Source organism: Mycobacterium yunnanensis, assembly GCF_025823185.1.
Lineage (GTDB): Bacteria > Actinomycetota > Actinomycetes > Mycobacteriales > Mycobacteriaceae > Mycobacterium > Mycobacterium yunnanensis.
Window position 1 is genome coordinate 208,043 of sequence record NZ_JACKVK010000011.1, and the last position, 25,738, is coordinate 233,780.

28 protein-coding genes are annotated in these 25,738 nt (G+C 69.7%); 4 read left to right on the forward strand and 24 right to left on the reverse strand.

Annotation, left to right across the window (positions count from 1 at the left end):
• Window positions 1-49 precede the first annotated feature (49 nt).
• From pyrF to pyrR, 7 genes are read right to left on the reverse strand one after another with little or no spacing between them, the layout of a single operon-like run.
• The gene (gene pyrF, locus H7K45_RS20650) at window positions 50-865 is read right to left on the reverse strand and encodes an orotidine-5'-phosphate decarboxylase (protein WP_263997829.1); all 816 of its coding nucleotides are present in this window, start codon (window positions 863-865) and stop codon (window positions 50-52) included.
• The gene (gene carB, locus H7K45_RS20655; protein WP_263997830.1) at window positions 862-4,212 is read right to left on the reverse strand and encodes a carbamoyl-phosphate synthase large subunit; all 3,351 of its coding nucleotides are present in this window, start codon (window positions 4,210-4,212) and stop codon (window positions 862-864) included. Before carB ends, pyrF begins: the two co-directional genes overlap by 4 nt.
• Complete coding sequence (gene carA, locus H7K45_RS20660; protein ID WP_263998380.1) at window positions 4,212-5,336, reverse strand: glutamine-hydrolyzing carbamoyl-phosphate synthase small subunit; 1,125 nt, start codon at window positions 5,334-5,336, stop codon at window positions 4,212-4,214. The genes carB and carA overlap by 1 nt, the downstream gene beginning before the upstream one ends.
• Window positions 5,337-5,338: 2 nt before the next feature.
• Entirely contained in the window at window positions 5,339-5,839 is a 501-nt protein-coding gene (locus tag H7K45_RS20665) for a PH-like domain-containing protein (RefSeq protein ID WP_263997831.1), read from the reverse strand.
• On the reverse strand, window positions 5,836-7,128 hold the full coding sequence (locus H7K45_RS20670; protein WP_263997832.1) for a dihydroorotase: 1,293 nt from the start codon (window positions 7,126-7,128) through the stop codon (window positions 5,836-5,838). Before H7K45_RS20670 ends, H7K45_RS20665 begins: the two co-directional genes overlap by 4 nt.
• Window positions 7,125-8,078 carry an aspartate carbamoyltransferase catalytic subunit gene (locus tag H7K45_RS20675; RefSeq protein WP_263997833.1) on the reverse strand — a complete coding sequence of 318 codons (954 nt, stop codon included), beginning with the start codon at window positions 8,076-8,078 and terminating at the stop codon, window positions 7,125-7,127. The genes H7K45_RS20670 and H7K45_RS20675 overlap by 4 nt, the downstream gene beginning before the upstream one ends.
• On the reverse strand, window positions 8,075-8,650 hold the full coding sequence (gene pyrR, locus H7K45_RS20680; protein ID WP_263997834.1) for a bifunctional pyr operon transcriptional regulator/uracil phosphoribosyltransferase PyrR: 576 nt from the start codon (window positions 8,648-8,650) through the stop codon (window positions 8,075-8,077). The genes H7K45_RS20675 and pyrR overlap by 4 nt, the downstream gene beginning before the upstream one ends.
• 117 nt (window positions 8,651-8,767) lie before the next feature.
• Here pyrR and H7K45_RS20685 point away from each other — a divergent pair, with 117 nt between their 5' ends.
• The gene (locus H7K45_RS20685) at window positions 8,768-9,973 is read left to right on the forward strand and encodes a serine hydrolase domain-containing protein (protein WP_263997835.1); all 1,206 of its coding nucleotides are present in this window, start codon (window positions 8,768-8,770) and stop codon (window positions 9,971-9,973) included.
• Here the strand turns inward: H7K45_RS20685 and H7K45_RS20690 are convergent.
• From H7K45_RS20690 to H7K45_RS20700, 3 genes are read right to left on the reverse strand one after another with little or no spacing between them, the layout of a single operon-like run.
• Window positions 9,919-10,260, reverse strand: coding sequence for an SDR family NAD(P)-dependent oxidoreductase (locus tag H7K45_RS20690; RefSeq protein ID WP_263997836.1), 342 nt, complete (start codon window positions 10,258-10,260; stop codon window positions 9,919-9,921). The two genes, H7K45_RS20685 and H7K45_RS20690, sit on opposite strands and share 55 nt — an antisense overlap.
• 58 nt (window positions 10,261-10,318) lie before the next feature.
• On the reverse strand, window positions 10,319-11,011 hold the full coding sequence (locus H7K45_RS20695) for an SDR family NAD(P)-dependent oxidoreductase (protein ID WP_263997837.1): 693 nt from the start codon (window positions 11,009-11,011) through the stop codon (window positions 10,319-10,321).
• A 46-nt stretch (window positions 11,012-11,057) separates the two neighbouring features.
• Complete coding sequence (locus tag H7K45_RS20700; protein ID WP_263997838.1) at window positions 11,058-11,309, reverse strand: hypothetical protein; 252 nt, start codon at window positions 11,307-11,309, stop codon at window positions 11,058-11,060.
• 130 nt (window positions 11,310-11,439) lie between these two features.
• Here H7K45_RS20700 and H7K45_RS20705 point away from each other — a divergent pair, with 130 nt between their 5' ends.
• The gene (locus tag H7K45_RS20705) at window positions 11,440-12,339 is read left to right on the forward strand and encodes a glycosyltransferase family 2 protein (protein ID WP_263997839.1); all 900 of its coding nucleotides are present in this window, start codon (window positions 11,440-11,442) and stop codon (window positions 12,337-12,339) included.
• A 9-nt stretch (window positions 12,340-12,348) separates the two neighbouring features.
• Here the strand turns inward: H7K45_RS20705 and nusB are convergent, their stop codons facing one another.
• Genes nusB through H7K45_RS20720 form a run of 3 tightly spaced genes read right to left on the reverse strand, consistent with a single transcriptional unit; the run spans window position 12,349 to window position 14,549 of the window.
• Entirely contained in the window at window positions 12,349-12,828 is a 480-nt protein-coding gene (nusB, locus tag H7K45_RS20710; RefSeq protein WP_263997840.1) for a transcription antitermination factor NusB, read from the reverse strand.
• 43 nt (window positions 12,829-12,871) lie between these two features.
• Window positions 12,872-13,435, reverse strand: a complete 564-nt coding sequence (efp, locus tag H7K45_RS20715; RefSeq protein ID WP_263997841.1) for an elongation factor P — start codon at window positions 13,433-13,435, stop codon at window positions 12,872-12,874.
• A gap of 22 nt (window positions 13,436-13,457) precedes the next feature.
• Window positions 13,458-14,549, reverse strand: coding sequence for a M24 family metallopeptidase (locus H7K45_RS20720; RefSeq protein WP_263997842.1), 1,092 nt, complete (start codon window positions 14,547-14,549; stop codon window positions 13,458-13,460).
• 33 nt (window positions 14,550-14,582) lie between these two features.
• On the opposite strand from H7K45_RS20720, the gene H7K45_RS20725 reads away from it, so the two are divergent.
• Complete coding sequence (locus H7K45_RS20725) at window positions 14,583-15,221, forward strand: B-4DMT family transporter (RefSeq protein ID WP_263997843.1); 639 nt, start codon at window positions 14,583-14,585, stop codon at window positions 15,219-15,221.
• Here H7K45_RS20725 and aroQ read toward each other — a convergent pair.
• The 11 genes from aroQ to H7K45_RS20780 all read right to left on the reverse strand — a co-directional run bounded on the left by aroQ (window position 15,218) and on the right by H7K45_RS20780 (window position 25,299).
• The gene (aroQ, locus tag H7K45_RS20730) at window positions 15,218-15,649 is read right to left on the reverse strand and encodes a type II 3-dehydroquinate dehydratase (protein ID WP_263997844.1); all 432 of its coding nucleotides are present in this window, start codon (window positions 15,647-15,649) and stop codon (window positions 15,218-15,220) included. The two genes, H7K45_RS20725 and aroQ, sit on opposite strands and share 4 nt — an antisense overlap.
• Window positions 15,649-16,728, reverse strand: a complete 1,080-nt coding sequence (aroB, locus tag H7K45_RS20735; protein WP_263997845.1) for a 3-dehydroquinate synthase — start codon at window positions 16,726-16,728, stop codon at window positions 15,649-15,651. The genes aroQ and aroB overlap by 1 nt, the downstream gene beginning before the upstream one ends.
• Window positions 16,721-17,365, reverse strand: a complete 645-nt coding sequence (locus tag H7K45_RS20740; RefSeq protein ID WP_263997846.1) for a shikimate kinase — start codon at window positions 17,363-17,365, stop codon at window positions 16,721-16,723. Before H7K45_RS20740 ends, aroB begins: the two co-directional genes overlap by 8 nt.
• On the reverse strand, window positions 17,365-18,561 hold the full coding sequence (gene aroC, locus H7K45_RS20745) for a chorismate synthase (RefSeq protein WP_263997847.1): 1,197 nt from the start codon (window positions 18,559-18,561) through the stop codon (window positions 17,365-17,367). Before aroC ends, H7K45_RS20740 begins: the two co-directional genes overlap by 1 nt.
• Window positions 18,562-18,603: 42 nt before the next feature.
• Complete coding sequence (locus H7K45_RS20750) at window positions 18,604-19,098, reverse strand: GNAT family N-acetyltransferase (RefSeq protein WP_263997848.1); 495 nt, start codon at window positions 19,096-19,098, stop codon at window positions 18,604-18,606.
• 14 nt (window positions 19,099-19,112) lie between these two features.
• Entirely contained in the window at window positions 19,113-19,541 is a 429-nt protein-coding gene (locus tag H7K45_RS20755) for a prepilin peptidase (protein WP_372512619.1), read from the reverse strand.
• Window positions 19,542-19,559: 18 nt separating this feature from the next.
• The gene (locus tag H7K45_RS20760) at window positions 19,560-20,348 is read right to left on the reverse strand and encodes a shikimate dehydrogenase (RefSeq protein WP_263997851.1); all 789 of its coding nucleotides are present in this window, start codon (window positions 20,346-20,348) and stop codon (window positions 19,560-19,562) included.
• Entirely contained in the window at window positions 20,345-21,601 is a 1,257-nt protein-coding gene (locus H7K45_RS20765) for an endolytic transglycosylase MltG (protein WP_263997852.1), read from the reverse strand. Before H7K45_RS20765 ends, H7K45_RS20760 begins: the two co-directional genes overlap by 4 nt.
• Window positions 21,594-22,109, reverse strand: a complete 516-nt coding sequence (ruvX, locus tag H7K45_RS20770) for a Holliday junction resolvase RuvX (RefSeq protein WP_263997853.1) — start codon at window positions 22,107-22,109, stop codon at window positions 21,594-21,596. Before ruvX ends, H7K45_RS20765 begins: the two co-directional genes overlap by 8 nt.
• A gap of 5 nt (window positions 22,110-22,114) precedes the next feature.
• The gene (alaS, locus tag H7K45_RS20775; protein WP_263997855.1) at window positions 22,115-24,799 is read right to left on the reverse strand and encodes an alanine--tRNA ligase; all 2,685 of its coding nucleotides are present in this window, start codon (window positions 24,797-24,799) and stop codon (window positions 22,115-22,117) included.
• A 98-nt stretch (window positions 24,800-24,897) separates the two neighbouring features.
• Window positions 24,898-25,299, reverse strand: a complete 402-nt coding sequence (locus H7K45_RS20780) for a secondary thiamine-phosphate synthase enzyme YjbQ (RefSeq protein WP_263997856.1) — start codon at window positions 25,297-25,299, stop codon at window positions 24,898-24,900.
• A 111-nt stretch (window positions 25,300-25,410) separates the two neighbouring features.
• On the opposite strand from H7K45_RS20780, the gene H7K45_RS20785 reads away from it, so the two are divergent.
• Window positions 25,411-25,698, forward strand: a complete 288-nt coding sequence (locus H7K45_RS20785; RefSeq protein WP_263997857.1) for a GlsB/YeaQ/YmgE family stress response membrane protein — start codon at window positions 25,411-25,413, stop codon at window positions 25,696-25,698.
• Window positions 25,699-25,738: the final 40 nt, after the last annotated feature.

Sequence of the window (25,738 nt, forward strand, 5' to 3'; positions counted from 1 at the left end):
GCACGGCGGGTTTCCGGCAAACGGTGACCCGCCGTTGCTGCTTGCCGGGTCACCCCGCCAGATGGGCGACGGCCTCGCGCATGCGCTCCGCGGCCGCGCGCACTGCGCCCACGTCGGGACCGGCCCTGAGCACCTCGCGTGACACCGCGGGCAGCAGCGTGCCAGGCGTCGCCCCACCGAGGCCCACCAGCGCTTCGGGGCGACCCCCCTGCGCGCCGACCCCGGGCAACAGCACCGGTCCCCCGAGGCCGCTGAGGTCGGGCACCTCGGTCAGCGTCGCGCCGACGACGACGCCCACCGACCCCGAACCCGTCGTCCGATTCTCGGCGCCCACGGCGTCGACGACCGACTGGGCCACCGTGCGACCCTCCACCACGGCGCGCTGGACACCGGCGCCCTCGGGGTTCGACGTCGCGGCGAGGACGAACACGCCGCGGTCGTGCGCCGCGGCGGTGTCCAGGAGCGGTCGCAGCGATTCGAAGCCCAGGTAGGGCGACGCGGTCACGGCGTCGCACGCCAGCGGCGAGTCCCCTGCCCACGCCGCGGCGTAGGCCGCCATCGTCGAACCGATGTCACCGCGCTTGGCGTCGGCCAGCACCAGCACTCCTGCGTCACGCAGTTCCGCGACGACGGTCTCCAGTACCGCGTAGCCGGCGGCGCCATGACTCTCGAAGAACGCGACCTGCGGTTTGACGATCGCAAAGCCCTCATAGGCCCGTACGCAGACGTCGCAGAACGCGGCGAGCCCGGCCACGTCGACCGGCAGGTCCCAGGCCCGCAGCAGTTCGGGATGCGGGTCGATGCCGAGGCACAGGGGGCCGCGGTCGGCCATCGCCGAGGCCAGCCGGGCCCCGAAACCGGTCACGTCGCCGTTCCACCGAGCCGACTGTGCAACTCCTGCAACGACATCACGCCGATGTCCCCGCGGATGCCCGCTTCGATGCCCTGCACCGCCGCGGACGCCCCCTGCACCGTCGTGACGCACGGGATGTTCATCGCCACGGCCGCCGACCGAATCTCGTAACCGTCGACGCGTGGCCCGGAGTTGCCGTAGGGGGTGTTGATGACCATGTCGACCTCGCCGGCCCGGATGGCGTCGACGGCCGAGGCCGCGGGCCGGTCGGGGCTGGGTGTCTCGAAGTGCTTGCGCACGGTGTCGCAGGGAATGCCGTTGCGGCGCAACATCTCGGCCGTCCCCTCGGTCGCGAGTACCCGGAATCCGAGATCGGCGAGCCGTTTGACGGGAAACACCAGCGACCGCTTGTCCCGGTTGGCCACCGAGACGAACACCGTGCCTGCGGCTGGGAGTGATCCGTAGGCCGCCGTCTGACTCTTGGCGAACGCGGTTCCGAAGTCCCGGTCGATGCCCATCACCTCGCCGGTGGACTTCATCTCCGGTCCCAGCAGCGAGTCGACCTGCGACCCGTCGGCCTTGCGGAACCGGTTGAACGGCAGCACCGCCTCCTTGACCGCGATCGGCGCATTCGGTGCGGCGTCGGCGCCGTCACCGGCGGCAGCCAGCATGCCCTCCTCACGCAGCTGAGCAATGCTGGCGCCCAGCATGATTCGCGCGCAGGCCTTGGCCAGCGGCACGGCCGTGGCCTTGGAGACGAACGGAACCGTGCGGCTCGCGCGCGGATTGGCCTCCAGCACGTAGAGCACGTCGTCCTTGAGCGCGTACTGCACGTTGAGGAGTCCGACGACGCCGATCCCGTGGGCGATGGCCTCGGTGGCGTGGCGCACCGCGGCGATGTCCTGCTTGCCGAGCGTCACCGGCGGCAGGGCGCACGCCGAGTCGCCGGAGTGGATGCCCGCCTCCTCGATGTGCTCCATCACCCCGCCGATGTAGACCTCGGACCCGTCGCACAGCGCGTCGACGTCGATCTCGATGGCGTCTTCGAGGAAGCGGTCGACCAGCACGGGGTGCTCGGGTGAGAGCTGCGTGGCACGGGTGATGTACCCGCGCAACGTCTCGTCGTCGTAGACGATCTCCATGCCGCGCCCGCCCAGGACGTAGGACGGGCGGACCAGAACCGGGTAGCCGATGTCGGCGGCGATCCGGCGGGCCTGCTCGAAGCTGGTCGCCATGCCGAACCGGGGTGCGGGCAGGCCGGCGTTCTTGAGCACCTCGCCGAACTCGCCGCGATCCTCGGCGAGGTCGATCGCCTTCGGACTGGTGCCGACGATCGGCACCCCGGCGTCGGCGAGCCGCTGGGCCAGGCCCAGCGGCGTCTGTCCGCCCAGTTGAACGATGACCCCGACGACGCCGGGACCTCCTGCGCCGGAATCGGATTCGGCGTGGTAGACCTCGAGGACGTCCTCGAAGGTCAACGGCTCGAAGTACAGCCGGTCGGCGGTGTCGTAGTCGGTCGACACCGTCTCGGGGTTGCAGTTCACCATGACGGTCTCGAAGCCGACCTCGCTCAGCGTGGTGGCGGCGTGCACGCAGCTGTAGTCGAATTCGATGCCCTGGCCGATCCGGTTTGGTCCCGAGCCGAGGATCAGCACCTTCGGCCGGTCGGTCTGCGGCGCGACCTCCGTCTCGGCGGCGGGGTCGATCTCGTAGCTGCTGTAGTGGTACGGCGTCTTGGCCTCGAACTCCGCGGCGCAGGTGTCCACCGTCTTGTAGACCGGGCGCACGCCCAGGCGCCGCCGCAGCGTGCGAACGCCGTCCTCACCGGCGAGTTCGGGCCGCAGGGCCGCGATCTGCCGGTCGGACAGCCCACTGTGCTTGGCGGCACGCAGCAGCCCCTCGTCCAGCACGGCCGCGTCGCGCAACTCCTCCGCGAGGTGCACCAGCCCGGCGATCTGGTCGACGAACCAGGGGTCGACGCCGGAGGCCTTCGCGACCTCCTCGACCGTGGCGCCCAACCGCAGGGCCAGCTCGATGTCGTAGAGCCGGCCGTCGGTGGGCGTCGTGAGCCGCGTCAGCAGTTCCTCGACCGACACGTCCGGGTCGGTGCCGGTCCAGAAGCCGCCGCGTCCGGGCGTCTCCAGCGAGCGCATCACCTTGCCGAGCGCTTCGATGAAGTTGCGGCCCAACGACATCGCCTCGCCGACGGACTTCATGGTGGTCGTCAGGGTGGGGTCGGCACCGGGGAACTTCTCGAACGCGAACCGCGGCGCCTTGACCACCACGTAGTCCAGCGTCGGCTCGAAGCAGGCCGGGGTCTCCTTGGTGATGTCGTTGACGATCTCGTCGAGGGTGTACCCGATGGCCAGCTTCGCGGCGATCTTCGCGATGGGAAAACCGGTGGCCTTGGAGGCCAGCGCACTCGACCGCGACACTCGGGGGTTCATCTCGATGACGACGAGCCGCCCGTCGGACGGGTCGATCGCGAACTGGATGTTGCAGCCGCCGGTGTCGACGCCGACCTCGCGCAGGATCGCGATCCCGAGGTCGCGCATCCTCTGGTACTCGCGGTCGGTGAGCGTCATCGCCGGGGCGACGGTCACCGAGTCGCCGGTGTGCACGCCCATCGGGTCGAAGTTCTCGATCGAGCAGACGACCACGACGTTGTCGCGGTGGTCGCGCATGAGCTCGAGCTCGAATTCCTTCCAGCCGAAGATGGATTCCTCGATCAGCACGTTGGCCGTCGGCGAGGCGGCGAGGCCGTCCCCGGCCATCCGCTCGACGTCCTCGACCGAGTAGGCCATGCCGGAACCCAGCCCGCCCATCGTGAACGAGGGCCGGACGACGACGGGCAAGCCCAAGTCCGCGACGGTGTCGCGGACCTCGTCCATGGTGAAGCACACCCGTGACTTGGCCGATTCGCCGCCGACCTTGGCGACGATGTCCTTGAACTTCTGCCGGTCCTCGCCGCGCTGGATCGCGTCGAAGTCCGCGCCGATCATCTCCACGCGGTACTTCTCCAGCACGCCACCCTCGTAGAGGGCCACGGCGGTGTTCAGCGCGGTCTGCCCGCCGAGGGTCGCGAGCACGGCGTCGATCTTGTTCCCGCGCGCCTCGTGCTGGGCGAAGATCTTCTCGACGAACGCGGCGGTGATTGGCTCGACGTAGGTGTTGTCGGCGTACTCGGGGTCGGTCATGATCGTCGCCGGGTTGGAGTTGACCAACGTGACCTGCAGCCCCTCGGCACGCAGCACGCGGCAGGCTTGGGTACCGGAGTAGTCGAACTCGCAGGCCTGCCCGATCACGATCGGGCCGGAACCGATGACCAGGACGTGCTTGAGGTCTTCGCGACGCGGCATCAGCCCTCCTCCCCCGCCATCAGGTCGACGAATTGGTCGAACAGGTATGCGGCATCGTGCGGCCCCGCCGCCGACTCGGGGTGGTACTGCACCGAGAACGCCCTTCCGTCAATGAGTTTGATGCCTTCGACGACACCGTCGTTGGCGCAGGTGTGGCTGACGACGGCCCGGCCGAACGGGGTGTCGAACTCTTCGCCGGCCTCGCCTTCGAGGGCGAAGCCGTGATTTTGCGAGGTGATCGCGACCCGTCCGGTGGTGTGATCCATGACCGGGATGTTGATCCCGCGGTGACCGAAGGTCATCTTGTAGGTCGAGCGGCCAAGGGCGCGGCCCAGGATCTGATTGCCGAAGCAGATGCCCAGCAACGGGATTCCCGCCTCGAGCACCTTGCGGGTCACCTCGACGACGTGGTCGGCGGTGGCCGGGTCGCCGGGACCGTTGGAGAGGAACACCCCGTCGGGGTTCAGCGCGGCGATGGCGTCGAACGACGCGTTCGACGGCAGCACGTGGGTTTCGATGCCGCGCTTGGCGAAGTTGCGCGGCGTGTTGGTCTTGATGCCGAGGTCGAGCGCGGCCACGGTGAAGCGCTGCTCACCGTCGGCGCTCACCACGTACGTCGAGTCGGTGCTGACCTCGCCTGCGAGGTCGGCGCCCAGCATCGACGGCTGGCTGCGCACCCGGGCCAGCAGTTCCTCGACGTCGGCCAGGGCCGGCCCGGAGAAGACGCCGGCCTTCATGGACCCGACGGTGCGCAGGTGGCGGACGACGGCGCGGGTGTCGATGCCCGCGATCCCGACGACGCCCTGGCGGACCAGTTCGTCGTCGAGGGTGCCGGTGGCGCGCCAGTTGGACGCGCGCGGCGAGGGGTCCCGCACGGCGTACCCCGCGACCCAGATCTTGTCACCGCGGCTCTCGGCGTCCTCACCGTTCCAGCCCGTGTTGCCGATCTGCGGCGCGGTGGCGACCACGATCTGGCGGTGGTAGCTGGGATCGGTGAGTGTCTCCTGGTAACCCGACATGCCGGTGGAGAAGACGGCCTCCCCCAGCGTCTGTCCGACCGCACCGAACGCGGTGCCGGTGAACACCCGTCCGTCGTCGAGCACCAACATGGCAGTGTTCTTCATCGTCATGCGACCTCCCCGGTCCAGTTCGCGAGTTCGCGGCGGTCGTCGCCGCGGAACCCGGTGTCGATCTCGGTGCCCGATGGCAACTTCCAGCGAATGGCGAGAATCCCGTCGTGCGTCAACGCCTTGCCCGCGATGCCGCGTTCGGTGCGGATCGCGGTGATCGACTCGTCGGGAATCCAGATCGGTCCGGTACCGCTGCGCTGCAACATGATTCCCTCGGGATAGCGCGTCAGCACCGCCTTGGCGCGGAACCCCAGGTCGCCGACGGCGATGCGGTTCTGCCAGCTGGGCGCGATGGTGCTGCCGACGTAGAGGCCCTTGGTGGGCGGCACGATGGCCGGGCCGACGGTGTCGGGCAGCGGCGGCAACGTGCCGATCATCTCGACCTGCCGCTGGGCCCGGTGCATCCAGCCGCGCAGCATCTGCCGGATGAAGAATGCGATGAGCAGGGCCAACAGCGCGGCGATGATCAGCAGCGCGACGAGCGTGGGGGTGTTCATGCCGGACTCCTGCCGTCCCGCGCCGTGACCGTGCCGCGCAACGTCGTCAGAATCACCGTGGCGGGCAGCGTCATCGCCTCGAACGGCGTGTTGTCCGACCGGCTGGCCAAATCGGCGCCGGCGACGGTCCAGCTCGCGTCGGGGTCGACGAGCACCAGGTTGGCGGGCTCACCGACCTCGAGCGGACGGCCCTGGTCGGGCAGGCCGACGATGGCCGCCGGCGCCTCGCTCATCACGCGCGCGACGTCGCGCCAGGTCATCAGCCCCGGGCGCACCATGGTCTCGACGACGACCGACAGGGCGGTCTGCAGGCCAAGCATGCCGGGCCGGGCGACGGCGAACTCGCACGCCTTCTCGTGGTCGGCATGCGGCGCGTGATCGGTGGCCACGCAGTCGATCACGCCGTCGGCCAAGGCCTGGCGCAGGGCGATCGCGTCACTGGTCTCACGCAGCGGCGGGGTGACGCGATTGCGTCCGTCGTAGGACTCGAGCACCCCGTCGTCGAGCAGCAGGTGGTGCGGCGTCACCTCGGCGGTGATCGAAATGCCTTGCTCCTTGGCCCATCTCAGCAGCTCCACGGTGCCTGCGGTGGACGCGTGGCAGATGTGCACCCGCGCCCCGGCGTCGCGGGCCAGGATGGCGTCGCGGGCGACGATGGACTCCTCGGCCGAGCGCGGCCACCCGGTCAACCCCAGTCGCGCCGCGTTCGAACCCTCGTGGGCGACGGCGCCGACGGTCAGCCGTGGCTCCTCGGCGTGCTGCGCGATGAGGACCCCGATACCGCTGGCGTACTCCAATGCCCGCCGCATGATCAGTGGGTCGTCGACGCAGATGCCGTCGTCGGAGAACATCCGCACCTTGCCGACACCGGCGGCCATCAGGCCCATCTCGGTGAGTTGCTTGCCCTTCAGTCCGACGGTGACCGCCCCGACCGGGTGCACGTCGACCAGACCGACCTGCTGGCCGCGGTGCCACACGTGATCGGTCACCACGACGCTGTCGGCGACGGGATCGGTGTTGGCCATGGCGAAGACGGCGGTGTAACCGCCGAGAGCGGCAGCGGCCGAACCGGTTTCGATGTCCTCGGCGTACTCACGGCCAGGCTCACGCAGGTGGGTGTGCAGGTCGACGAAGCCCGGCAGCAAGACCTTGCCCGCACCGTCGACCACCTCGGCACCCTCGGGAACCGTGACGTCGGCGCCGATCTCGGCGATCTGACCGTCGTCGACCAGGACGTCGACCGGCTCGCCCTCCCCGTAGAGCAGGACGCCCTCGATCAACAGACTCATGCGTTCACCTCCGCTGTGCCGGCGCCGACGAGCAGATGGAACAGCACCGCCATCCGTACGTGCACGCCGTTGGACACCTGCTGCAGCACCGCCGACTGCGTGGAGTCGGCCACCGAGGAGGCGATCTCCATGCCGCGCAGCATCGGTCCCGGGTGCAGGACGACGGCGTGCTCGGCGAGCCTGGCCGCCCGTTTCTCCGACAGGCCGTAGAGCACCGAGTACTCCCGGGCCGACGGGAAGAATCCGCCGTTCATCCGCTCGGCCTGCACGCGAAGCATGAGCACCGCATCGGCCCCGGGAAGCTCGGCGTCGAGGTCGTGGGAGACCGTGACCGGCCACGTGGCGACCCCGGTCGGCAGCAGCGTCGGCGGGGCGACGAGCACCACCTCGGCGCCAAGGGTGCTCAGCAGCGCCACGTTGGAGCGCGCGACCCGGCTGTGCAGCACGTCGCCGACGATCACGACCCGCTTGCCCTCGACCGAGCCCAGCCGCTGGCGAATGGTCAGCGCGTCGAGCAGGGCCTGGGTGGGGTGCTCGTGGGTCCCGTCACCGGCGTTGACGATCGACGGTCCCGAATCGCCGGGTTCGGCCGTCCACTCCGCAAGGCGTTGCGCCGCACCGGAAGCGGGGTGCCGAATGATCAGCGCGTCGGCACCGGCGGCCCGCAGCGTCAGCGCGGTGTCGCGCAGCGACTCGCCCTTGGCCACCGACGAACCCGAGGAGCTGACGTTGATCACGTCGGCGCTCATCCACTTTCCTGCCACCTCGAACGACACCCTGGTTCGGGTCGAGTTCTCGTAGAACATCGTGATGACGGTGCGGCCGCGCAGTGTCGGCAGCTTCTTGACCTCGCGGCCAAGCAGCGCCGTGCTGAACCGGTCGGCGTCGTCGAGGATCGCCGTCGCCTCGTCACGCGAGAGGTCCGAGGCGCTGAGTAGGTGTCGTGTCATCGCTGCGGCCCTCCGTGGGGCGCGATCGAGACCCCGTCGACGCCGCCGTCGTCCTCTGCGAGCCGCACCTTGACGTTCTCGCTGCGGGAGGTCGGCACGTTCTTGCCCGCGTAGTCCGCGCGCAGCGGGAGCTCGCGGTGGCCGCGGTCGACCAGCACCGCCAGTTGCACCGCACGTGGCCGCCCGATGTCGCGCAGTGCGTCCAGCGCCGCGCGCACGGAGCGCCCGGTGTAGAGCACGTCGTCGACCAGGATCACCAGCGCACCGTCGACGCCGGCCGGGGGGATCGAGGTGGCCCCGATCGGACGCGGTGGCTTGCCGGCCAGGTCGTCGCGGTAGAGGGTGATGTCGAGGGCGCCGTGCGGGACCGTGACGCCGGAGAATTCGTGGATCCTCTGGGCCAGGCGGTCCGCCAGTGTGACACCGCGCGTCGGAATGCCCAGGAGGATCACGTTGGGCGCGTCGACGCCGTCGAGGGCGGTCTTCTCGATGATCTGGTGCGCGATGCGCGAAATCGTCCGGCTCACGTCCGCGGCGGACATCAATTCCCGGTCGGGGCTGGCAGAAGCCATGACTGACCCAGGACCTCCTTCTCCGCCTCTCGGGACGGATCGTTAAAGGACGTCGAACTTCGCCCGGCAGCTTAACACCCACCGGGAGACACCAGCCCGGCTGGCTAGGCTGGGCAGGTGAATCTCGACGGCAACCAGGACTCCATCCGCGAGGCGATCGACGCCGGCCTGTTGGCTGGCGCCGTCACGATGGCCTGGCAGGGCGGCAAGGTCCTGCAGGTCAACGAACTTGGGCATCGCGACGTGAACGCCGGATTGCCGATGCAGCGCGACACCATCTTCCGAATCGCGTCGATGACCAAGCCGGTGACGGTGGCCGCGGCCATGTCGATGATCGAGGAGGGGCGGCTGGCCCTGACCGACCGGGTGGACCAATGGCTGCCGGAGTTGGGCGACGTGCGGGTCATGGCCGATCCGGCGGGACCCCTGGAGTCGACGGTGCCGCTGCGACGACCCATCACCGTCGACGACCTGATGACGCACCGCAGCGGTCTGGCCTACGCGTTCTCCGTCGGGCCACCGCTGTCGCGCGCCTACGGCAAGCTGATGTTCCGCCAAGACCAGGATCGCTGGCTGGCCGAAGTGGCGAAGCTGCCGCTGGCCCATCAGCCCGGCGACCGACTGACCTACAGCCACTCCACCGACGTGCTGGGGATCGCGCTGTCCAGGATCGAGGGCAAGCCGCTGGCCGACGTGCTGGACGCGCGGGTGCTGGGCCCACTTGGCATGTCCGACACCGGTTTCAAGGTCAGCGTCGAGGGCCGTCGGCGCGCCGCGACCATGTACCAACTCGACGAGAACGGCCTGCGCGACGACGTGATGGGTCCGGCGCCGGTGACGCTGCCCACGTTCTGCACCGGCGGCGCCGGACTGTGGTCGACCGCCGACGACTATCTCGCCTTCGCGCGCATGTTGCTCGGCGGTGGCACCGTGGACGGCGTACGAGTGCTGTCCGAGGAGTCGGTGCGCTCGATGCGTACCGATCGGCTGACCGACCAGCAGAAGACGTATCCCTTTCTGGGCATGCCCTTTTGGCGTGGCCGCGGCTTCGGGCTGAACCTGTCGGTGGTGACCGACGCGGCGCAGTCCCGCCAGCTCTACGGCCCGGGCGGGCTCGGCACCTTCAGCTGGCCCGGTGCCTACGGCACGTGGTGGCAGGCGGATCCGTCGGCGGATCTGATCATGCTGTACCTGATCCAGAATCTGCCGGACCTGAGTTCGGAGGCCGCTGCCGCCGCGGTGGCGGGCAACACCTCATTGGCCAAGCTTCAGGCCGCGCAACCACGCTTCGTCCGCCGGACGTACCAGGCCCTCGACTCCTGAGCCGTGACGACCGCGTCGACCCGTCCGAACCTCTCGGTCACCCGGTCGACCAGACGGCTCCACTGACGGGCGTCCGACACGTCGGCGGCGATCGCCATCACCTGATCCGCCGAATGGCCGTGCAGCACCTCCACGGCGTCGCACGCGTGCCGGGCCACCACCACGACCCGGTGTCCGTCGGCCAACTTCCGGCGGGCCAACCGACGCCCGGCGTCGGTGCCGCCGTCCGAAACGATGACGACGCTGCTGGTGAACGAATGTCGTTGCTGCATCACAGGTTCAGTCAACGCCGATCGCCTTGGCGCCCGATGTGCGTCCGCTAGGCAACGCCTCAGAGCCTGGGACTCACCACGGTACGACGGCATTCTGGTAGTCGAGGAACTGCAGGCCGCCCTCACCGGCGTGCGCGTCGATGGTGTCGACCACTCCGGGGATGCTGTCGTCCACGGTCAGCGTGGCACCCTTGCCGCCGAGTTCGGTCTGCACGTGGCCGGGATTGATGAGCAGCAGCGTGCGCGGGTCGTCGGCGTGCCGGGCGGCATAGCTGCGGAACAGCTGGTTGAGCGCCGACTTGCTGGCTCGGTACACCTCGTGGCCGCCACGCGTGTTCAGCGAGACGCTGCCCTGGCGCGACGACATGACGCCGATCGTGCCCGACTCGGGCACCAGATCCTCGAGGGTCTCGACGACGCGCAGCGGGCTCAGCGCATTCGTCACCATGACGTCGACGAAGCTTTCGGTGCTCACCTCGGCGACCGGAACGTCGTCGTGGGCGACCCCGGCGTTGACGAACAGCAGGTCGAGGCGCCGACCGTCCAGCCGGTCGCGCAGCGCCACGATCTGATCGGGCACCGTCACGTCCAATACCTCGATCTCGAGCCGTCTACGAGCGTCGAGTTGCTCCAGTGCGGTCCGGTTCTCGCCGCGTACGGTGGCGATCACCCGCCAGTCGCGCCGAAGGAACTCGGCCACCATGGCAAGTCCGAGACCCTTCGACGCTCCGACGATGAGGGCAATGGGCTGGTCAGAGTCGGTCATGCCGGTGTCAGCAACCGACGGCCCCGGTTTCATTCCGACGCCGGCGTCACCCGCCCAGTTCGGACACCTCGGCGTCGAGGATCGCCGCCTGCCTGGTCACCTCGTCGTCGGAGAGGTCGGCACCGCCCCCGACGCGGCGGAGGAAGTCGGTCCGCGAGATCACCCGGAGCGCGCCGCGATGGGCGTCGTCGTCCAACTGACCTGCGCCGAGCACCAGCGCTCGCCCCTCGAGCAGCACCAACACGGCGTCGTCGTCGGCCGCGACGAGCCGTCTCGTGACATCACCATCAATCGTCATGAACGGGATATGCCCACTGCGAGCGTCGTCAAGCACCCCGTGGCCCCGCGATTGCGTCGACGAATCTCGGGTACGCGGCGCGACTGCGACGGCAGCACCGCGCTGCACACCACGTATTCGAGGAGGAGCCGTGTCAGCCGACGAGCGAGTCAGCGTGGTGGTCATCACCCACGAGCGCCGAGACGAGTTGCACCGGACGTTGGAGACACTGGCAACGCTGCCGGAACAGCCACGCGTGGTGGTCGTGGACAACGCGTCCACTGACGGCACGGCGGAGATGGTCCGATCGCGCCATCCCGGGGTCACCCTGCTCACCCCCGGTAAGAACACCGGCGCCGTGGGCCGCAATCTTGGTGTGCAGCAGGTCGATTCGCAGTACGTCGCGTTCTGCGACGACGACACCTGGTATGACCCCGGCGCACTGAGTCGCGCGGCCGACCTGCTCGACACCCATCCGACCCTCGCCGTGGTGACCGCCAGCATCATGGTCGAACCCGACGGGCGGCTCGACGACATCTGCGTCGAGATGGCCCGGTCCCCGCTCGACCGTCCGCCCGGCCTCCCGGGGCACCCGTTGCTCAGCTTCCTGGCGGGCGTGTCGATCGTGCGCCGCGAGGCGTTCCTCGCCGCGGGTGGCTTCTCGGAGCGGTTGTGGCTGGGCGGAGAGGAGGAGCTGCTCGCCTCCGACATCGTGCGGGCCGGCTGGCACATGAGCTACGTCCCCGAGATCGTGGCCCACCACCACGCCTCCCGGGTGCGCGACTCCCACCTCCGCCGTCGGCACGGCATCCGCAACACGCTGTGGTTCACCTGGTTGCGGCGTCCGTTTCCGAGCGCGGTGCGGCGCACCGCCCGTCTGCTGGTCCGACTGCCGAGAGACCGCATCACCGCGGCGGGCATCGTCGACGCCGTACGAGGAGCGCCGTGGGTGGTCCGGGAGCGTCACCCGGTGCCGGCGGTGATGGAACGCGGCTATCGACTGCTGGAGGACATGCAACTCAACGGTGGCGCCCGCAAGTACGTGTCCTGACCGGAACGCTCAGTCGACCTCGGGGGTGCTCCGCACGGCGGCCGCCGCGGCGCGGATCTGAGGCGTGACGAGCATGACCTGGCCCAGCACCCCGTTGACGAACGCCGGCGACTCGTCGGTGGACAGGCTCTTGGCCAGCTCCACGGCTTCGTCGACCGCCACCGGCTCGGGCACGTCGTCGGCGTACAGCAGTTCCCACACCGCGACCCGCAGCACCGCCCGGTCCACCGCGGGCAACCTGTCCAGCGTCCAACCCTGCAGGTGGGCCGAGATCAGGTCGTCGACGTGGGCGGCGTGCTCGGTGACACCGTGCGCCACCGTGACGGTGTAGGGGTTCAGGGTCGACAGCTCGGCGTCACCTTCGGCCAGCGTGGTCCGACCCTCCGCGATCTCGGCGGGGGTCATGCCACGGGCCTCGGCCTCGAACAGCAGGTCGACGGCACGCTTGCGCGCTTGATGGCGACCGCGGTCACCGCGACGGTCGCTCATCCCGCGGCTCCCAAGCGCTTCGCTCGCCCTGGCTCAGGCATGCTCACGCATTCACGCGACCGAGGTAACTGCCGTCGCGCGTGTCGACCTTGAGCTTGTCACCGGTGTTGATGAACAGCGGCACCTGGATCTCGGCGCCCGTCTCCATGGTGGCCGGCTTGGTGCCCGCGCTGGACCGGTCACCCTGCAGGCCGGGCTCGGTGTTCGCGACGAGCAGCTCGACCGACACCGGCAATTCCAGGTACAGCGGCGCCCCGTCGTGGAAGGCGATCTGCACGGGCATGCTCTCGAGCAGGTAGTTGGCGCTGTTGCCGACCAGCGTCTCGGGCAGGGGGTGCTGCTCGTAGTCCTCGGAGTCCATGAACACGAAGTCGGCGCCGTCGCGGTACAGGTAGGTGGCGTCGCGGCGGTCGACGGTGGCGGTCTCGACCTTCACGCCCGCGTTGTAGGTCTTGTCGACGACCTTGCCGGACAGCACGTTCTTGAGCTTGGTACGCACGAACGCGGGGCCCTTGCCCGGCTTGACGTGCTGGAACTCGGTGATCTGCCACAGCTGGCCATCGATCTGCAGGACGAGCCCATTCTTGAAGTCGGCGGTCGATGCCACGGCGGTACTACTCCTAGCCTCTTTAGAGAATTGCCAGTTCCTTGGGGAACCGGGTCAGCAACTCGGGTGTGGGGTTGTCGTCACTGCCCACGACCAGCGTGTCCTCGATACGAACACCGCCACGGCCGGGCAGATAGACCCCGGGCTCCACGGTGACCGCGGAACCAGCAAGCAGTGTACCGGCGGATGACGCGCTGATTCCCGGCGCTTCGTGGATCTGCAACCCGACGCCGTGACCCAGACCGTGCCCGAACTGTTCTGCGAAGCCAGCGTCGGCGATGACCTGGCGCGACGCCCCGTCCACTCCGGCCAGCGACACACCAGGCGCCAGCGCCTCCCGACCATGCCGCTGCGCCGTGGCGACCAGGTCGTAGACATCGAGCTGCCACTGCGCGACCGGCGCCAGCACGAACGTCCGCGTCATGTCGGAGTGGTACCCGGCCACCAGCGCCCCAAAGTCGATCTTGACGAAGTCGCCGGCGGCGAGTTCGGCGTCGGTCGGGCGGTGGTGCGGAATGGCCGAGTTGGCGCCCGTCGCCACGATGGTCTCGAAGGACACCCCGTCGGCGCCGTGGTCGAGCATCCGGGATTCGAGGTCGCGGCCGACCTCCTTCTCGGTGCGCCCGGCCCGCAGCCCGCCCGCGGCGACCAGATCGGTCAGCGCCGCGTCGGCGGCCTCACAGGCCAGCCGCAGCAGCGCGATCTCCCCCGCGTCCTTGACCTCCCGCAGCGCCTCGACGGCCCCGGCCGCGCGGACCAGCTCGACGTCGCCGGCGGCCGTCACCAGCACGGCGTGGTTGTCCACGGTCACGACGTGGCTCTCGAAACCGAGCCGCCGTACCCCGAGGCCCGCGGCCGTCGCGGCCAGGTGTGGCGCGCACGCGCGCTGGATGACCACCTCGGCGTCGGGAGACTGCTGCGCGGCCTGCGTGACATACCGACCGTCGGTTGCCAGCACCGGAACGTCGTCGTCGACGCGAATCAGCAACGCAGCATTCGAACCGGTGAATCCGGACAGATATCGGACGTTCACCAGGTCCGTTACCAACATCGCGTCCAAATTCGCGCTGGCCAGTCGGCGACGCAGGCGCGCCCTGCGCTGGGAAATCGTCACAGCGCCTGACGGTACTCGCTACGCTGTGCCCCCATGAGTAAGTGGTTGCTGCGCGGACTGGTGTTCGCCGCCCTGATGGTCATCGTCCGCTTGCTCCAGGGAGCCCTGATCAACCTGATGGAGAGTCAGGCGCTGTGGATCAGCATTCTGCTGGTCGCGGTCTTTGCGATCGCCGCATTCGTGTGGGGTCTGGCCGACGGCCGCGCCGACGCCCGCACCAACCCGGACCCCGACCGCCGAAGCGACCTGGCGATGACCTGGCTGCTTGGCGGGCTCTTCGCCGGCATCGTGAGCGGCTTCGTCGCGTGGTTCATCTCGCTGTTCTACGAGAATCTCTACGCCCAGGGCCTGCTCAACGAGGTCACCACCTTCGCGGCGTTCACCGCGCTGCTGATGTTCGTCTTCGCCATCGCAGGCGTGGCGTTGGGACGCGCGCTCGTCGACCGGAAGGCCCCTCCCGTGCAGCGGCGCGGCGAGGACGGCGACCGGGCCGACACCGACGTCTTCGCGGCGGTCAACGCCGGCAACTACCCGGACGACGACCGCGCGTCGGTCTCGGAGGGCGCGCAGGCCGCCAGGACGGAGTCCTTCACCTCGACGCCCACGGCGCCGCGCGAAGCCGAATCGGCAGGCAGCGAGCCCGCGACGGACCGGGGCCGCGAGCAGTCCTAGTCGCCGCCGGCCAGGTACCGCAGGGCCAACGCGTACCCCTGCACGCCGAGGCCGACGATGACCCCGGTCGCCACGCCGCTGAGGTAGGAGTGGTGCCGGAACTCGTCACGCCGATGCACGTTGGAGATGTGCACCTCGATCAGCGGGGCGGTCAGTTCGGCGCAGGCGTCGCGCAGTGCCACCGACGTGTGGGTCAGCGCGCCAGCGTTGAGCACGACGGGTTCCTTCGCGTCGGCGGCGTCGTGCACCCACCCCAGCAGCTCGGCCTCGCTGTCGGTCTGCCGCACGACCACCTCAAGGCCCAGTTCGGCGGCCTCTCGCTCGACGAGCGCCACCAGGTCGTCGTGGGTGGTGCTGCCGTAGACCTCGGGCTGACGCTTGCCGAGCCGGCCCAGGTTGGGACCGTTGAACACGTTGACCTTGGTCATCAGCGGGTTCCGATCTCCGAGTAGGCCGCCGCCAGCAGCGCCGGATCGGGTCCCTCCAGCCGGCCCGGCTTGGCCAGCCCCTCGAGCACCACGAAGCGCAGCACCCCCGATCGGGTCTTCTTGTCCCCGGCCATGTACTCGAGCAGCTGCGGCAGCGCGTCGGCGTCGTAGCTCACCGGCAGGCCGAGTGCGGTCAGGATCGAGCGGTGACGGTCGGCGGTCTCGTCGTCGAGTCGTCCTGCGAGCCTGCCCAATTCGGCGGCGAAGACCAACCCGACCGACACGGCGGCACCGTGGCGCCAGCGGTAGCGCTCGCGCCGCTCGATGGCGTGCGCCAACGTGTGGCCGTAGTTGAGGATCTCGCGCAGCTGCGACTCCCTCTCGTCGGCCGCGACGACCTCGGCCTTGACCACCACCGCACGGCGGATCAGTTCCGGCAGCACCGCACCCGTCGGATCCAGGGCCGCCTCGGGGTCGGCCTCGATGAGGTCGAGGATCTTCGGGTCGGCGATGAAACCGGCCTTGACGATCTCCGCCATCCCGGCCACGATCTCGTTGCGCGGCAACGACTCCAGCGTCGCGAGGTCGACCAGGACCGCCAGCGGCTGATGGAACGAGCCGACCAGGTTCTTGCCGGCCTCGGTGTTGATGCCGGTCTTGCCGCCGACGGCCGCGTCGACCATCGCCAGCAGGGTCGTCGGGACGTGCACCACGTCGACGCCGCGCAGCCACGTGGCCGCTGCGAACCCGCTCACGTCGGTCGCCGCACCGCCACCGAGGCTGACGATGGCGTCCTGGCGTCCGATTCCGATGCGACCCAGCACGTCCCAGATGAAGCCGACGACGGGAAGTTCCTTGCCAGCCTCGGCATCCGGAATTTCGATGCGGTGCGCGTCGATCCCCTTCTCCGCCAAGTGGTTTCGGATCGATTCCGCGGTCGCGTTGAGCACCGGCTGGTGCAGGATGGCCACCCGGTGCCGACCCTCGAGCACGCGGCCGAGGTCGGTCAACAGGCCTCGGCCGATGATCACGGGGTACGGACGGTCGACGAGGACGTCGACGGTCACGGGTTCAGTCATTACGCGCCTCTGCTCGACGGGCGAGCGCCGCGGGACTGGGCGGCGCCTCGGTGGTGGGTGCTGGATTCAAGACGGTGGGCAGTCGGCGCCACGCCGACCGGCGGCGACGCCTCGACTGCTGGCGGTCGCCGTTGGCCGACTCCATCCGCTGCACGATTTGGCGGACCACCGCGCCGGGGTTTCGGCGGTTGGTGTTGATGCGCACCGTGGCGACCTGCCGGTACAACGGCACCCGCTGGGTCATCAGTTCACGGAAGCGCTCGCCGGTGTCGCGACCGGCGAGCAACGGGCGGGCGGTGCCGCCGGAGGTCCGCCGAATACCCTCGGCCGCACTGATTTCCAAGTAGACGACGGTGTGCCCGGCCAAGGCGTCGCGCACCCGTGGCGTGGTGACCGCGCCACCGCCGAGTGACACCACACCGTCGTGCTCGACGAGCGCGGCGCACACCACGTCGGCCTCGATGCGCCGGAACTCCGCCTCGCCCTCGACGAAGATGTCGGCGATGGAGCGGCCGGTGGTCTCGACGATCTTGGCGTCGGTGTCCAGCAGCGGCACGTCGAGCGCCTTGGCCAGGCGGCGCCCGATGGTGGACTTGCCCGATCCGGGCATGCCCACCAGCACCGCCACCGGTGCCATCAGCCCGACGCCCGAGCGCGATCCCGTGCCGAGATCCCGCCCAGGTACGCGTCGACGTTGGCCTTCGTCTCGGCCAGCGAGTCGCCACCGAACTTCTCGAGGGCGGCCCGCGCGAGGATCAGCGCCACCATCGACTCGACGACCACGCCGGCCGCGGGCACGGCGCACACGTCGGACCGCTGGTGGATCGCGACGGCCTCTTCACCGGTGGACATGTCGACGGTGGCCAACGCCTTGGGCACCGTCGAGATGGGCTTCATCGCCGCGCGCACCCGCAGCGGCTGACCGTTGGTCATGCCGCCCTCGAGCCCACCGGCCCGGTTGGTCGAGCGGATCGCGCCGTCGGGACCGGGGTACATCTCGTCGTGGGCCACGCTGCCGCGGCGGCGCGCGGTCTCGAAGCCGTCGCCGATCTCGACGCCCTTGATGGCCTGAATGCCCATCACGGCGGCCGCCAGCTGGCTGTCCAGACGGTTGTCGCCGCTGGTGAAGGATCCCAGCCCGATGGGCAGACCCTCGACGACCACCTCGACGACGCCGCCGAGGGTGTCGCCGTCCTTCTTGGCGGCCTCGATCTCGGCGATCATCGCCGACTCGGCGGACTCGTCGAACGCGCGCACGGGGCTGTCGTCGATGCGAGGGAGGTCGGCCGGTCGGGGCGACGGCCCCTGGTAGGGCGACGACGCACCGATCGAGACGACGTGGGAGAGCACCTCGACCCCGAGCGCCTGACGCAGGAACACCCGCGCGACGGTGCCCGCGGCCACCCGGGCGGCGGTCTCACGGGCACTGGCCCGCTCCAACACCGGGCGGGCGTCGTCGAAGCCGTACTTGAGCATGCCCGCATAGTCGGCATGTCCGGGGCGCGGGCGGGTCAGCGGGGCGTTGCGCGCTCCGTCGAGGTCGGCCTGCTCGACCGGGTCGGGAGCCATCACGGTCTCCCACTTGGGCCATTCGGTGTTGCCGATCTCCACGGCGATCGGGCCGCCGAGCGTCACGCCGTGGCGCACCCCCGTCAGCACCGTGACGGCATCGGCCTCGAACTTCATCCGGGCGCCGCGGCCGTAACCGAGTCGGCGCCGCTTCAGCTCGGCGGCAATGTCGGCCGTGGTGACCTCGACGCCGGCCACCATGCCCTCGACCATCGCCACGAGTGCTCGGCCGTGTGATTCACCAGCTGTGGTCCATCGCAACACGCGGCCCATCTTCCCATGGCGCCCTCGACCTGAGGTAATCCGTCACGCCAGGCTGCACTGCAACAGCAACGTGTCGAGCCGCCGGCCGTGCTTGACGCCGACGCCGACGAGCCGGCCCGCGTCGACGAAACCCAACCTGCGGTGCAATTCGACCGAGGCAGGATCACCGGTGTCGGCGATGACGGCGATCACCTCGCGCAACCTCGCCGCGCGGCACGCGTCGAGGAGGGCATGCAACAACTCGGTGCCGCAGCCCGTTCCGACGGCCGTCGGCGAGACGTAGACCGAGTCCTCGACCGTGCCGGCGTAGGCGGGCCGGGTCTTCCACGGTGCGCAGTACGCGTACCCGAGCACCTCGGCGTCGCGCTCGACGACCAGGAACGGCAACCCGGCCGCGACGACGGCGTCGAACCGTCGCCGCCACTCCTGCTCGTCGGGTGGGTCGAGCTCGAACGTCGCGACGCTGGTCAGTACGTAGTGGGCGTAGATCTCGGCGACGACGGGCAGGTCACTCGGTGTCGCGGCGCGTGTCGGCATGGTCGACGTCAAGGTTAGGTGAGCACGAGTGCGACCGCAGCCGCGGTGGCGACGCACATCGACGGGCCGTGGGGCACCGCGGCGTGTCTGGTCCCCGACCCGGTCGCCAGCACCAGCAGCCCCCACACCGCGGTGAGCAGCGGCGCCACCACCGCGGCGAGCACCCACGCGTCGACGCCGAACGCACCGCTCAGCCCGCCGAGGCCGAGCGCCAGCTTGACGTCACCGCCCCCCATGGCGGCCGGGGCCACCAGGTGCACAACCAGATAGACGGCGGCCAATGCCAGCGCCCCGACCGCCGCCGCCGGGCCCCGTCCCGCGATCGCGGCGACGGTCAGGACCGCGACCGCGCCGGGCAGGGTGAGGGCGTTGGGCAGCCTGCGCTGCGTCACGTCGAACACGATCAGCGCAATCAGCCACGCCCCGGCGGCACCCAGGCCGATCCACCCCACCGATCGAGCCTACGGTCGCTCCAGCGCCGCCGTCATCGCCTCTTTGGGTGCAGGCAGACCGGTGAACCGCTCCACTTGGGCGAACGCCTGGTTCAGCAGCATCTCCAACCCGTTGACGACGCGGCCTCCGGCGTCGGCGACGGCTGCGGCCAAGGGGGTCGGCCACGGGTCGTAGATCGCGTCGAGCAACACCGGAGCCGGCGCGACGGCGTCGACGAACCGAGCGGCGACGTCGGCGGGAATCGTGTTGACCACGACGTCGACGCCGCGCACCGGCCGGCCCAGCTCGACCCAGTGCGACGTCATGCCACATCGCGTGCCGAGGTCGACGAGGGGCGCTGCCCGCTCGGGACTGCGCGCGACGACGGCGACGTCGCTGGCGCCCAGCTCGGCGAGGGCCACCACGGCCGCCGGGGCGGTACCGCCGGAACCGAGCACCGCGGCCGACGACGGAGCCAGCCCGTCCAGGGCGCCGATCACGCCGTCGACGTCGGTGTTGTCGGCCAACCAGCCCGCGGCGGTTCGGACGAGGGTGTTGGCGGAGCCGACGAGGTGTGCGCGATCGGTCCGCTCGTCGGCGAACCGCAGCGCGGCGAACTTCCCCGGCATCGTGACCGAGAGCCCCACCCACTCGGGGCCGAGACCACCCACGAGGGACGGCAACTGGTCGGCGGTGCACTCGATGCGCTCGTAGGTCCAGTCGAGGAGTCCCAGCACGCGGTAGGCAGCCAGGTGCAACTGCGGTGAGCGGGAGTGCGCGATCGGCGAGCCAAGCACCGCCGCGCGGCGGGCCGTCATCGTGCGCTGTCGAGCACACCGTTGCGTCGGGCCACCTCGATGTTGGCCAGATGCTGCTGGTAGTCGCGCGTGAACAAGGTGGTGCCCTGCATGTCGACGGTCACGAAGTACAGCCAGTCCCCCGGCTCGGGGTCCTCCGCGGCGGCGACGGCGGGCTGACCTGGCGAGCAGATCGGCGTGGCCGGAAGCCCTTCTCGCACATAGGTGTTCCAGGGAGTGTTCCTACCCCGGTCGGCATCGGTCGTGGCGACCTCTTGACGATCCAGCGAGTAGTTGACCGTCGAGTCGAACTCCAGCCTGCGGTGGTCGGGGGCGATCAACCGGTTGTAGATGACCCTGGCGACCTTGGCGAAGTCCTGCGGCTTGGATTCCCGCTGCACCAACGACGCGACGATCAGCACCTGGTAGGGCGTCAGATTCTCGGCGTTGCCCGCGGCCAGCAATCCGTTCTGCTCGTAGTTCGCGACGCTGGCGCCGATGAGCGTCGACAGGATGCCCGTGGCCGGGGCCGACGGGTCGATGTTCCAGGTACCCGGTGCGATCAGACCCTCGATGCGACGGTGGTCCCGTCCCATCGCCTTGACGGGATCGGCGGCCCACGCGGGAATCGCCAGGGATGCGAGATCGGCGGCGCCCGCGGCGTTCTTCAGGTCCCCCGCGGTCACACCGCACGTGCGGTCCCCGTCCAGGTCGACGCACGTGGCGTCGGCGATCAGCGAGAAGACGCCCTTGGTGACGGCGCCGGACTTCACGTCGGCGATGTCGTCGAGTTGGCGGCCCTCGGGGATCGTGAAGCGGCCGACCCGGTTCTGGGGATCGGCGAGCCGGGTGACGGCGTTGGCGGCCGGGATCTCGGTGCGCACCTTGTAGAACCCCGGCTGGATTGCCGAAATGGACGCGTTGCCCGCGGCGGCGTCGACGAAGGCCTGCGACGTCGCGACCACGCCGCCGTCCTGCAGGGTCTTGCCGATGGCGGTGGTGGTGTCACCGGTGTGCACCTGCACCACGACGTCCTTGACCCCGTCACCCGAGTAGTCGCTGGGCGTACCACCGAACAATCCGTGCCACACCTTGGAGCCGAGCAGGCCGGCGCCGACGATCACGGCGACGAGCACCAGCACCGAGAGCACGGTCAGGTTGCGACGCCGTCGCCGGTTGCGGTTGGCGCGCGCGCGTTCGGTGCGGCTCATCGTCCGGCGTGGCCGCCCCACCGCTTCGGGGGCCGGGCGGTCGCGGCCCCAGTCGTCAGGCATCGGTTGCTCCGCTGCTCTTGGCGAGGACGTCCCGCCGTCGGTCCAACCAGGTCTGCAGGATGCCGACGGCGGCCACCTGGTCGATCATCGATTTCTGTCCCTTCGCACGGATGCCGGCCTCTCGCAGCGACCTCTGGGCGGTGACGGTGGTGAGTCTCTCGTCGGCCAACCGCACCGGAATCGGGGCGATCTTCGCCGCGAGCGCGTCGGCGACGGCGATGGCGTCCAGCGCCGAGGGGCCGGTGCGGTCGGCCAGGGTGCGGGGCAGGCCGACCACGACCTCCACGACGTCCAGTTCCCCGGTGAGTACGACCAGGCGGCGGATGTGCTTGCCTGCGACGTCGCGCCGGTCGCGGGCCACGGTCTCGACCGGCGTCGCCAGGATGCCGTCGGGGTCGCTGGTGGCCACGCCGATGCGTACCGTGCCCACGTCGACGCCGAGCCGTCGCCCTCGTCCGGGGTCGTCACCACCCGGCCGGTCGGGCTGACGGTCGTCGGTGTCGGTCAAGGAGGTCAGCTCCGGGCGATCTCGGCCAGCAGCGCCGACAGCGCCGCGTCGACGTTCGCCGCTCCGCTGCCCGAGCCCTGCGCCAGGTCGGCCTTTCCGCCGCCGCGCCCGTTGAGCGGCCCGCCGAGGGCCTTGACGAGGTCTCCAGCGTTGAGGCCCAGGTCCTGAGCGGCCGGGTTGACGGCGACGACGAACGGGACCGCGTCACCCTCGCCCTCGGCGACCAGGGCCACCACCCCCGGCTCGGATCCGAGCTTGCCCTTGACGTCGCCGACGAGGCTGCGCAGGTCAGCCGCCGAGAGGCCGGTCATGCGCTGAGCCACGACACGAACCCTACCCACCTGTTCGGCGCTGGCGGCGGCGTCGGCCGCGGCCGCGCGGGCGCCGGCGAGCCGGGCCCGGTCGAGTTCTCGCTCGGCGACCTTGAGCCGCTCGACGAGCGTGGCGACGCGGGCGGGCACGTCCTCCGACGGCACCTTCAGCGACGACGCCAGGCCTGCCATGAGCGCGCGCTCCTTGGCCAGGTACCGGAACGAGTCGAGTCCGACGTAGGCCTCGACGCGACGCACACCCGAGCCGACGGAGGATTCGCCGAGGATCGTCACGGGTCCGATCTGCGCGGAGTTGTGCACGTGGGTGCCGCCGCACAGTTCAAGGGAGAAGGGTCCGCCGATCTCGACGAGACGAACGTCCTCGGGATAGGCCTCGCCGAAGAGCGCCATCGCGCCCATCGCCTTGGCCTTCTCCAGTTTGGTGTACATCGTGTTGACCGCGTAGTCCGCTTGCACGGCCTCGTTGGTGACGACCTCGATCTGCTCGCGCTGATCGTCGCTCAGCGCACCCTGCCAGTTGAAGTCGAAGCGGAGGTAACCGGGCCTGTTCAGCGAACCGGCCTGAACGGCGTTGGGTCCCAACACCTGTCGCAACGCGGCGTGCACCATGTGGGTGCCGGAGTGGCCCTGGGTGGCGCCGTGGCGCCACGTCGGGTCGACGCTCGCGACGATGGTGTCGCCCTCGACGAACTCGCCGGATTCGACGTTGACCCGGTGCACGAACAACGTCTTCGCGATCTTCTGCACGTCGCTGACGGCGGCCCTGGCGGCGCCGCTGGAGCCCGTGCCCGTGATCGAGCCGACGTCGGCGATCTGGCCACCGGACTCGGCGTAGAGCGGAGTGCGGTCCAGGACGAGTTCGACGCGCTCGCCCTCTCCCCCGTGCGCCACCACCGGCACTCGCCTGCCGTCGACGAAGATGCCGAGAACCCTTGCCTCGGAGGACAACTCGTCGAAACCGGTGAATTCGGTGGCACCGGCGTCGACGAGTTCGCGGTACGCCGACAGGTCGGCATGGGCATGCTTGCGGGCGGCGGCGTCGGCCTTCGCGCGCTGACGCTGCTCGGCCATCAGGCCGCGGAAGCCCTCCTCGTCGACTGTCAGCCCGGTCTCGGCGGCCATCTCCAAGGTCAGTTCGATCGGGAAGCCGTAGGTGTCGTGCAGCGCGAACGCGTCGGCGCCGGACAGCACGGAGAGCCCGGATGTCTTGGTGGACTTCGCCGCATCGTCGAAGAGTCGCGATCCGGAGGCCAGCGTGCGATTGAACGCCGTCTCCTCGGCGATGGCGATCCGACTGATCCGGTCGAAGTCCGTGACGAGTTCGGGGTAGGAGGGACCCATGGCGTCGCGGACGCATGCCATCAGGTCACCCATGACCGGGGTGTCGACGCCAAGGAGCTTCGCCGAGCGGATGACCCGTCGCAGCAACCGCCGCAGCACGTACCCGCGACCGTCGTTGCCGGGGGTCACGCCGTCGCCGATGATGATCGCCGCGGTGCGGCTGTGGTCGGCGATGATTCGGTAGCGGACGTCGTCCGCGTGATTGCCTGCCCCATACCCGCGCGGGGCGATTCCGGCGACGAGGTCGATGGTGGGCCGCATCAAGTCGGTCTCGTAGACGTTGTCCACGCCTTGCAGCAGGCAGGCGACGCGTTCGACGCCCATGCCGGTGTCGATGTTCTGGCGCGGCAACGGGCCGAGGATCTCGAAGTCGGACTTGCCGGTGCCCTCGCCGCGTTCGTTCTGCATGAAGACGAGATTCCAAATCTCGATGTAGCGGTCCTCGTTGGCCTCGGGGCCGCCGTCGACGCCGTATTCGGGTCCGCGGTCGACGTAGATCTCCGAGGACGGCCCGCACGGCCCGGGGATGCCCATCGACCAGTAGTTGTCGGCCATGCCGCGACGCTGGATGCGCTCCAGCGGCAGTCCGGCGACCTCCTGCCACAGACTGATTGCCTCGTCGTCGTCGAGATAGACCGTCGCCCAAAGGGTTTCGGGGTCGAAGCCGTAGCCGCCCTGATCCTGAGGATTGGTCAGCAGCGTCCAGGCGAACTCGATGGCGCCCTTCTTGAAGTAGTCACCGAAGGAGAAGTTGCCGGCCATCTGGAAGAACGTGTTGTGGCGGGTGGTGATGCCGACTTCGTCGATGTCCGGGGTACGGATGCACTTCTGGACGCTGGTCGCCCGATTCCACGGCGGTTTCTGCTGACCCAGGAAGTAGGGCACGAACTGGACCATGCCCGCGTTGACGAACAGCAGGTTCGGATCGTCGAGGATGACCGATGCGCTCGGCACCTCGGTGTGACCCGCGTTCACGAAGTGATCGAGGAAGCGCTTCCTGATCTCGTGTGTCTGCACGTGCTGCCGTCCCTTGATTACGTGGTGTCTTGCCCGATGCCGATTCTCGACCGCATCACACTACCGGCCCATCACGATCAACTCTGCGAGGGCGCGGCTCAGCCCGCCACGAAGCTGATGCGCACCGAGCGCCGCGGGTTGTCGACGTTCAAGTCGACGAGCACGACACTCTGCCACGTGCCGAGCAGCGGTTCGCCACCCTGGACCGGAATCGTCACCGACGGCGGGACGAGGCCCGGCAGCACGTGATCGGCACCGTGGCCCGGCGAGCCGTGCGCGTGGCGGTAGCGGTCGTCGCGGGGCAGCAGTCGCTCCAAGGCGTCGACGAAGTCGGCGTCCGAGCCGGCACCGGTCTCGAGGATCGCGACGCCGGCCGTGGCGTGCGGCACGAAGACGTTGCACAGCCCGTCCCCTCTGGACGCGCAAAACGACCGCACGTCGTCGGTGAGGTCCACGGTGCGGCGGCGCGAGGTGTCGACGTCGATGACTTTCGAGTTCACCACCCGAGGTTACGTCGCACCGTTATTCACGGCGACGTTTATTCGCGCCCCCCGGGGGTACTTCCCTTCCAGCTCAACGCACCTCGTACCCCTCGACGAAAGTGACCTCCCATGACCCCCACCGGCATCATCACCGCCATCGTCATCGGCCTCATCATCGGCCTGCTGGGACGACTGGTCCTCCCCGGCAAGCAGCCCATCGGTTTGCTCGTCACCATCGGCGTCGGCATCGTGTCGGCACTGATCGGCACCTGGCTCGCCCGCCAGCTCGGCATCCCGACCGCCACCAACGGCATCGACTGGATGGAGCTGCTTGTCCAGGTCGTCGTCGCCGCGGTCGGCGTCGCCCTGGTGGCCAGCCTCATGGGCCGGCGCCGCACGGGCGCGCTGCGCCGCTAGTCCCCCGAGAACTCAGGGCTGCGATCCGCGAAGATCGCAG